Source organism: Stenotrophomonas sp. 05L44_2, from assembly GCF_056665995.1.
The window spans coordinates 1-8,018 of sequence record NZ_JBFTNR010000100.1; the positions used below are offsets into that span (position 1 = coordinate 1).

At 67.1% G+C, this 8,018-nt stretch carries 10 protein-coding genes and 1 tRNA gene; 10 read left to right on the top strand and 1 reads right to left on the bottom strand.

Annotated features, from left to right (window positions below):
* The 3 genes from AC1VAN_RS05395 to AC1VAN_RS05405 all read left to right on the top strand — a co-directional run.
* Positions 1–259 (top strand): hypothetical protein (locus tag AC1VAN_RS05395; protein WP_480985406.1); only part of this gene is annotated, 259 nt, incomplete at its 5' end.
* Between the two features lie 11 nt (positions 260–270).
* A complete protein-coding gene (locus AC1VAN_RS05400) occupies positions 271–606 on the top strand; it encodes a hypothetical protein (RefSeq protein ID WP_442251274.1) in 336 nt (111 codons plus the stop codon).
* A gap of 8 nt (positions 607–614) precedes the next feature.
* Positions 615–1,454, top strand: a complete 840-nt coding sequence (locus AC1VAN_RS05405; RefSeq protein ID WP_442251275.1) for a tyrosine-type recombinase/integrase — start codon at positions 615–617, stop codon at positions 1,452–1,454.
* A 93-nt stretch (positions 1,455–1,547) separates the two neighbouring features.
* Here AC1VAN_RS05405 and AC1VAN_RS05410 read toward each other — a convergent pair.
* Positions 1,548–1,624, bottom strand: a tRNA-Arg gene (locus AC1VAN_RS05410).
* Positions 1,625–1,809: 185 nt separating this feature from the next.
* On the opposite strand from AC1VAN_RS05410, the gene amaB reads away from it, so the two are divergent.
* The 7 genes from amaB to AC1VAN_RS05445 form a co-directional block, all read left to right on the top strand.
* Positions 1,810–3,342 carry an L-piperidine-6-carboxylate dehydrogenase gene (gene amaB, locus AC1VAN_RS05415; protein ID WP_025874884.1) on the top strand — a complete coding sequence of 511 codons (1,533 nt, stop codon included), beginning with the start codon at positions 1,810–1,812 and terminating at the stop codon, positions 3,340–3,342.
* A complete protein-coding gene (locus AC1VAN_RS05420) occupies positions 3,342–4,130 on the top strand; it encodes an SDR family NAD(P)-dependent oxidoreductase (protein WP_480985407.1) in 789 nt (262 codons plus the stop codon). Before amaB ends, AC1VAN_RS05420 begins: the two co-directional genes overlap by 1 nt.
* A 185-nt stretch (positions 4,131–4,315) precedes the next feature.
* A complete protein-coding gene (locus AC1VAN_RS05425; protein ID WP_025874887.1) occupies positions 4,316–4,606 on the top strand; it encodes a DUF4190 domain-containing protein in 291 nt (96 codons plus the stop codon).
* A gap of 7 nt (positions 4,607–4,613) precedes the next feature.
* On the top strand, positions 4,614–5,384 hold the full coding sequence (locus AC1VAN_RS05430) for a class I SAM-dependent methyltransferase (protein ID WP_033830957.1): 771 nt from the start codon (positions 4,614–4,616) through the stop codon (positions 5,382–5,384).
* Between the two features lie 9 nt (positions 5,385–5,393).
* Complete coding sequence (locus AC1VAN_RS05435; protein WP_312964612.1) at positions 5,394–6,449, top strand: quinone-dependent dihydroorotate dehydrogenase; 1,056 nt, start codon at positions 5,394–5,396, stop codon at positions 6,447–6,449.
* An 8-nt stretch (positions 6,450–6,457) separates the two neighbouring features.
* A complete protein-coding gene (murB, locus tag AC1VAN_RS05440) occupies positions 6,458–7,522 on the top strand; it encodes a UDP-N-acetylmuramate dehydrogenase (protein WP_051584982.1) in 1,065 nt (354 codons plus the stop codon).
* Between the two features lie 32 nt (positions 7,523–7,554).
* A partial coding sequence (locus AC1VAN_RS05445; protein ID WP_480985408.1) for a DMT family transporter occupies positions 7,555–8,018 on the top strand: 464 nt, incomplete at its 3' end.

The window sequence follows — 8,018 nt, forward strand, 5'->3', positions numbered from 1 at the left end:
ACACTGGAGTGCCGCTGAATCAGTCGGTAGCCCTGGCGCTTGGGATCAAGCCGGATGGATCATCGGACACGACGGGAAAGCCCGGCGGTTTGAACCCAGCATTCGTCTGCTGGCTCATGGGGTTCCCGGCCGCGTGGGACGCCTGCGCGCCTACGGCAACGCCATCGTCCCGCAAGTCGCGGCCGAAGTGATCGGCGCCTACATGGACTGCTATCCGGATCCAGACGAGCAGCTGCGCGCTGCGCTGGCCGCGAACTGAAGGAGGACCCGATGGGAGCTGCTGAAAAGCTGGACATCGTCGGAAAGGACTGGCTGACCGTGGACGAGGCCGCGCACTACTGCGGGGTGTCCCGAAGCCAGTTCGATTCGAACATCGCCGACTACGGCATCGAACCCCGAAATTTCATGGGCAGAAAGCTCTACGAGAAAGCTGCCCTCTACTCTGCAATCTACGGCTCCAGACAATGGTCAAGGTCACAATCTTCTGGCGGGACGGCGCCGCGTACCTCAACTGGCGGGAAGGCGGCAAGCGAAGCCGTGTCGCCATTGGTCGCGTCGGCCCACGCGAAGCTGAGGGCGTACGAGCAGCGAAAGAAGCGGAACTGACCCATGGCGTGCGTATCCTTCCCCGGCTACCCACTGTCAGGGACTTCCTGGAGGCGTACCTGGATTGGTACAAGGCCGAGCACCCGACCACGCACGGCAAGGCCAAGAGCGAGGTTCGGTTGTTCATTGCCCGGTTCGGCCATCGCCCCATCGATACCCTGCGGCCGATGGAAATGGAGTCCTACAAGACGGACCGCCTGACCAAAGATAAGGTGGCCCCGGAGACCGTAGGCAAGGAAGTGCGCAGGCTGCAGGCGGCATTTCGTCGTGGCGTGAAGTGGAAGGAACTGGATTTCAACCCGCTGGAGGAAACCCAGGCACCGCGCGGCGTCCGTAGCGTCGCCGTGCGGTTCTACGACCGGGGGGCGATGCGCAAGCTCTACCGAGCAAACCCAAGCCGGGCGCCCCTGTGGCTGTTCATGGCCCACACGGGGCTGCGCCGTGGCGAGCTGGTTGGGCTGGGCAAGGATTCAGTGACCGGGCGGAAGCTCAGGGTCGAGAGCGATCCAGACGAAGATGGCGAGGGACGCACCAAGTCGGGCAAGTGGCGCGAGGTGCCGCTGAACCGGTATGCGCGCTGGGCGCTGCGCCACCTACCCGATCCGCTGGTCGCCGTGCACAAGGACACGGTATCCGACTGGTTCGCCTCGGATGCCAAGCGTGCGGGAATYGGCGGCAGCCTGCACCGGCTACGGCACACCTTCTGCGCCCATATGGTCATCGCTGGGGTGCCGTTGCGAAGGGTGCAGATCTTGGCGGGCCACGCCGATTACGCCACGACCGAGAAGTTCTACGCCCATCTGACGCCTGAAGGCGACGATGGCGCTGTGGCGAAGCTCAGGTACTGAGCGGGACCGCTGGGACCACTGGGACCAAATCCTGTGGATATGCGGGAAACAGTGGGAATTGCACGCCACTGTGCTGACCTAAGTCATTGATTATGGTGACCCCGGCCCGATTCGAACGGGCGACCTTCCCCTTAGGAGGGGGACGCTCTATCCAGCTGAGCTACGGGGCCATGCAGCCGCCAAGTTTACAGGCAAGCCGCCCTGCCCTCCAAGCTTTCATCTGCCACACCATTGCCACTGGCGCGGCGCACCATGGCCAGTCCGGGCGCTCTGCTACCATCGGCGGCTCAGTTCGTCGCGCCCCCACCTGCCCGCGACGGCACCAAACACAACGTAACGAAACACAGGAGTCTGCATGTCTTCCGAGCTGCTCAAGTCCCTTGGTCTGGACGCGATCAACGCTGGCACCTACCTGGGCAACGGGGAGTGGTCGAGCGCTACCGGCGGTGAACTGATCACCCCGATCAATCCGACCACGGGCGAGCCGATCGCGCAGGTCCGCGCCACCACCGAAGCCGAGTACGAAACCGTCATCGCGCGCGCCCAGGAAGCCTTCAAGGTCTGGCGCACCACGCCGGCCCCGCGTCGCGGTGAAGCAGTGCGCCTGTGCGGCGAAGCGCTGCGCAAGCACAAGGATGCGCTGGGTTCGCTGGTCGCGCTGGAAATGGGCAAGAGCAAGCCTGAAGGCGACGGTGAAGTGCAGGAGATGATCGACATCGCCGACTTCGCCGTGGGCCAGAGCCGCATGCTGTACGGCTACACCATGCATTCCGAACGCCCCGGCCACCGCATGTACGAGCAGTACCAGCCGCTCGGCCTGGTCGGCATCATCAGCGCGTTCAATTTCCCGGTGGCGGTGTGGGCATGGAACTCGTTCCTGGCCACGATCTGCGGCGACATCTGCCTGTGGAAGCCGTCCAACAAGACGCCGCTGACCGCCATCGCCTCGATGCGCATCTGCAATGAAGCGCTGCGCGATGCCGGTTTCCCGGACCTGTTCTTCCTGATCAACGACGCCGGCACCGCGCTGTCGGAAAAGATGGTGGCCGACAAGCGCGTGCCGCTGATCAGCTTCACCGGCTCGACCCAGGTCGGCCGCACGGTCGCCGAGAAGGTCGCCCACCGCCTTGGCCGCTGCCTGCTGGAACTGGGCGGCAACAACGCSATCATCCTCGACGAAACCGCCGACCTGAAGCTGGCGATTCCCGGCATCGTGTTCGGTGCGGTCGGCACCGCCGGCCAGCGCTGCACCACCACCCGCCGCCTGATCGTGCACGAATCCATCCATGACGACGTGCTGGCCACGCTGGTCAAGGCGTACAAGCAGGTGGAAGGCAAGATCGGCGATCCGACCGACCCGGCCAACCTGATGGGCCCGCTCAACAGCGACGGCGCCGTGCAGCAGTTCCTGGCGTCCATCGAAAAGGCCAAGGCCAGCGGCGGCACCATCGAAACCGGCGGCACGCGCATCGACCGCGCAGGCAACTTCGTGCTGCCGGCCATCGTCACCGGCCTGAAGAACAGCGATGAAGTGGTGCAGCACGAGACCTTCGCGCCGATCCTGTACGTGATGAAGTACAGCACGCTGGACGAAGCCATCGACATGCAGAACGGCGTGCCGCAGGGCCTGTCCTCGTCGATCTTCACCACCAACCTGAAGACCGCCGAGCGCTTCCTGTCGGCGGCCGGTTCGGACTGCGGCATCGCCAACGTCAACATCGGCACCTCGGGCGCGGAAATCGGTGGCGCCTTCGGTGGCGAGAAGGACACCGGCGGTGGTCGCGAGTCCGGTTCGGATGCATGGAAGGTCTACATGCGCCGCCAGACCAACACCATCAACTATTCGGATTCGCTGCCGCTGGCCCAGGGCATCAAGTTCGACCTGTGATGGCGGAGAGCGCCTCCCCGCGCGACGGCCGGCCGGTGATCGATTTCACCGGCCGCCGGGTGCTGATCGCCGGTGGCAGCAAGGGCATCGGCCGCGAACTGGCGCTGGCCTTCGCCCGCGCCGGTGCGCAGGTCTCGGCCTGCGCCCGCGGCCAGGCCGGACTTGACGCCCTGCAGGCCGATGCGCAGGCCCAGAGCACGCAGCTGCACACCTTCGCCACCGATCTGGGCGACCTCGGCCGCATCGGCGCCTGGCTGCAGGCCGCTGCCGACGCGCTCGGCGGCATCGATGTGCTGGTCAACAACGCCACCGGCTACGGCATGGCCGATGACGAAGACGGCTGGGCCGCCAGCCTGCAGATCGATCTGATGGCGGCGGTCCGCGCCTCGCGCCTTGCGCTGCCGTGGCTGCGCGCCTCGTCCGACGCCTGCATCCTCAACCTGTCCTCGATCGCCGCGCAGCAACCGCGTCCCGGCGGCGCACCGTATGCGGCGGCCAAGGCCGCGCTGTCGCACTACACGACGTCGCAGGCCCTGGCGCTGGCSCCGSASCGGATCCGSGTCAACGCCATCGCACCGGGCTCGATCGAATTTGCCGATGGCCTCTGGGATCGACGTCGTGTCGAAGATCCCGCCCTGTACCACGGCACCCTGGCGAAGATTCCGTTCGGCCGCTTCGGGCAGCCGCGCGAGATCGCCGATGCCGCGCTGTTCCTGTGCTCGCCGCTGGCGCGCTGGATCACCGGCCACGTGCTCAATGTCGATGGCGGCCAGGTGCTGATGGGCTAGCCGATCCCTCGGTAGCTACCAACCTTGGTTGGCGCCGCATTCGTCGACCAAGGTCGGCGCCTGCCAAAGCCACCCCGCGCTCGGCTCCGATGGTTGCCAACCTTGCCTGGCAGCCTTGCATTGGCCGGACCATGGGATTGCCGGGGCAGACGCACTATCATGTCGGCACTGCCACGGAGGACTCGATGAGCGTGCCACCCCGACAGAGCAACGCCCTGGCCGTGGTCAGCCTGATCGCGGGCATCTGCAGTTGGACCGTGCTGCCGGGTGTCGCTGCCCTTGTTGCCATCATCACCGGGCACCTGGCCCGCGCCGAGATCCGCCGCCGCGCCGGCGAACAGGACGGCGATGGCATGGCCCTGGCCGGGTTGATCATGGGTTGGCTCAACATCCTCGCTGCGGTGGGCCTGGTGGCCATCCTGATCTTCGCGATGGTGGCCGCCGGCGCCGACGCCAAACCTGGACTGCGCTGGTGAAAGCACGATGACCTCCGCCGACAGCACTGAACGCTTCAGCAGCCGCGTCGCGGACTATGTCCGCTACCGCCCGGACTATCCGCCTGCCCTGATGGACTGGCTGCATGGCCCCATGGCCGTGGCAACCAGCGCGCGTGTCGCTGACATCGGCGCCGGCACCGGCATCTCCAGCCGGCAGTTCCTGGCCGCCGGCCATCCACTGGTCGCCGTCGAACCCAACGCGGCGATGCGCGCCGCCGCCGAGCACTGGCTGGCGCCGCAGTATCCGCAGTTCTCCGCCGTCGATGGCCGCGCCGAGGCCACCGGGCTGGCCGATGCCAGCGTTGATCTGGTCGGCGCCGCGCAGGCCTTCCACTGGTTCGACACCGTGGCCGTGCGCGCCGAGTGGCAGCGCATCCTGCGCCCGGGCGGCCTGGCGCTGATCTACTGGAATTCGCGCCTGCTCGATGCCAGCCCGTTCCTGGTCGGCTACGAACAACTGCTGCTGGACTACGGCACCGACTACACCGCCGTGGCCGAACGCTACCAGGACGATGCCACCATGCAGGCCTGGTTCGGCTCCGGCCTGCGCGGCATGGTGCAGCTGCCGAACGTGCAGCACCTGGACCTGGACGCCCTGCGCGGGCGCCTGCTGTCTTCTTCCTACGCGCCGCAGCCCGGCCATCCGCGCCACGCGCCGATGCTGGCTGCGCTGCAGGACCTGTTCGCCGCCCACGCGGTCGACGGCCAGGTCGCTTTTGAATATCGAACCCGAGCCTTCCTCGGCACGCTGGACTGAAACCAACGCATGTATTCGCTTGCCCGCCCCTTCCTGTTCTCGCTCGACGCCGAACGCGCCCACGGTCTCGGCCTGTCCGCTCTGGACCTGGCCTATCGCACCGGCACCACGCCGCTGGTGGCCGCACGCATCGCGCCGATGCCCAGCACGGTGTTCGGGCTGACGTTCCCCAATCCGGTCGGCCTTGCTGCCGGCCTGGACAAGAATGGCGAGCACATCGATGCACTGTTCGCGCTGGGCTTCGGCTTCGTGGAGATCGGCACGATCACGCCGCGACCGCAGGCCGGCAACCCCAAGCCACGCCTGTTCCGGCTGCCGGCGCACAACGCGATCATCAACCGCATGGGCTTCAACAACGCCGGCGTGGATGCGCTGGTGCGCAACGTCGAACGCGCGCGCAACCGGCGCGGCCTGCTCGGCATCAACATCGGCAAGAACAAGGACACCCCCAACGAACAGGCGGCCGATGACTACATCGCCTGCATGGACAAGGTGTACCCGCTGGCCGACTACATCACCGTCAACATTTCCTCGCCCAACACGGCCGGCCTGCGCGAGCTGCAGGAAGAGACCGCGCTGCGGCAGCTGGTCAGCCAGCTGCGTGAGCGCCAGGAATCGCTGGCCGCGCAGCATGGCCGACGCGTGCCAATGCTGGTGAAGGTGGCCCCGGACCTCAGCGAGCGCGACATCGACGCGGCCGCGCGCGTACTTGGCGAACTGCAGGTGGACGGCGTGATCGCCACCAACACCACCATCGACCACAGCCGGGTTGCCGGCGATCCGCTGGCCAATGAAGCCGGCGGGCTGTCCGGCGCACCGGTGCTGGAACAGTCCACCCTGGTACTGCGCCGCCTGCGTGCACGCCTGCCCGAATCAGTGCCGCTGGTCGGTGTCGGCGGCATCCTGTCCGGTGCCGACGCCGTGGCCAAGATGGCCGCCGGTGCGGCGCTGGTGCAGTGCTACAGCGGCCTGATCTTCAAGGGCCCGGCATTGGTCGCCGACTGCGTGGAGGCGATCCGTCGCCGACGCGAGGCGCCCAGCCGCGGCGCGGTGGCACCCCTGTGAGCACGCCCATGGACGACACCAACAACGCTGCAGCACCGCTGCGCTGGACCCTCACCCACAACGCGCCACTGCAGGCCCTGAACACGTTCCACGTGCAGGCCAGCGCAGCGCAGTTGCTAGAACTGCACGACGCCGCGCTGCTGCCGGAGGTTCTGGCGTTGCCGGAAGTGGCCAATGGCCCGCTGCTGGTGCTCGGCAGCGGCAGCAATGTGCTGATCGCAGAGGACCTGCCCGGCACCGTGCTGGTGTTCGGCAACCGCGAAATCAGCTTCCTCGAACACCGTGCTGACCACGCCGTGATCCGCGCTGGAGCCGGCGTGTCCTGGCACGGGCTGGTGATGTGGTCGCTGCAGGAAGGCCTGTCCGGCCTGGAAAACCTGGCCCTGATTCCCGGCACCGCCGGCGCATCGCCGATCCAGAACATCGGCGCCTATGGCGCGCAGGTCGGCGAGTTCATCCAGACCGTAGAGGCCTGGGACTGCCAGGAAAAAACCTGGGTACGGCTGGACAACGAACAGTGTGGCTTCGCCTACCGCGACAGCGTGTTCAAGCAGCAGCCGGACCGCTACCTGATCACCGCCATTGAACTGAAACTGCCGCTGCTGCACGACCTGCGCATGGGCTACGCCGGCATCCGCGAAGAACTGCAGGCGCAGGGCGTGGAACTGCCGAGCGCGGTGGACGTGGCCAATGCGGTGATCGCGATCCGTCGCCGCAAGCTGCCCGACCCCGACGTACTGGGCAACGCAGGCAGCTTCTTCAAGAACCCGGTGCTGCCGCTGGAACAGGTGGAGGTGCTGCTGCAGCACTTCCCCGAGCTGCCGGTGTTCCCGGCGGACCGTGATGACCGCCGCAAGGTCTCGGCGGCCTGGATGATCGAATCCTGTGGCTGGAAGGGCTTCCGCGAAGGTGATGCCGGCGTTGCGCCCAGCCACGCGCTGGTGCTGGTCAACCACGGCAACGCCACCGGCACTGAACTGCTGGCGCTGGCACGGCGGATCTCCGCCTCGGTACTGGAGAAGTTCGGCGTGCCGATCGAACCGGAGCCCCGCCTGCTCGGCGCACAGTGGTGAGCACACCCGCCCTACCCGCCAGCGCCACCCCATTGCGGGCGGCGCTGCTGATGCTCGGCAGCACCATGGCGTTTGGACTGATGGCGGTGGCGATCCGCTACGCCACCCGCTACGTGCCGACCCAGGAAGTGGCGTTCTTCCGCAATGCCTTCGGCCTGCTCGCCCTGCTGCCGATGCTGCTGCGCCCAGGCCATGCCCCGTTGAAGACCCAGCAGCTGCCGCGCTATTTCCTGCGCAGCGCGATCGGCCTGGGCTCGATGCTGTGCGCGTTCTGGGCGTTGGGCCACCTGCCCCTGGCACAGGCCGTTTCGCTGTCCTACTCCACCCCGTTGTTCGTCACCATCGCGGCGGTGCTGTGGCTGGGCGAAACGGTACGCGTACGGCGCTGGGCAGCGGTGGTGGTCGGCTTCATCGGCGTGCTGGTGATCGTGCGGCCGGGCACGGCCGGCTTCACGTCCGGCAGCCTGATCGCCGTGGCCGCCGCCGTGCTCAGCTC

Excerpts from the sequence above, each read along its gene's own strand:
- murB (WP_051584982.1), top strand. The coding sequence starts at position 6,458 with ATGGACGACACCAACAACGCTGCAGCACCGCTGCGCTGGACCCTCACC.
- AC1VAN_RS05430 (WP_033830957.1), top strand. The coding sequence starts at position 4,614 with ATGACCTCCGCCGACAGCACTGAACGCTTCAGCAGCCGCGTCGCGGAC.
- AC1VAN_RS05400 (WP_442251274.1), top strand. The coding sequence starts at position 271 with ATGGGAGCTGCTGAAAAGCTGGACATCGTCGGAAAGGACTGGCTGACC.
- AC1VAN_RS05425 (WP_025874887.1), top strand. The coding sequence starts at position 4,316 with ATGAGCGTGCCACCCCGACAGAGCAACGCCCTGGCCGTGGTCAGCCTG.
- AC1VAN_RS05435 (WP_312964612.1), top strand. The coding sequence starts at position 5,394 with ATGTATTCGCTTGCCCGCCCCTTCCTGTTCTCGCTCGACGCCGAACGC.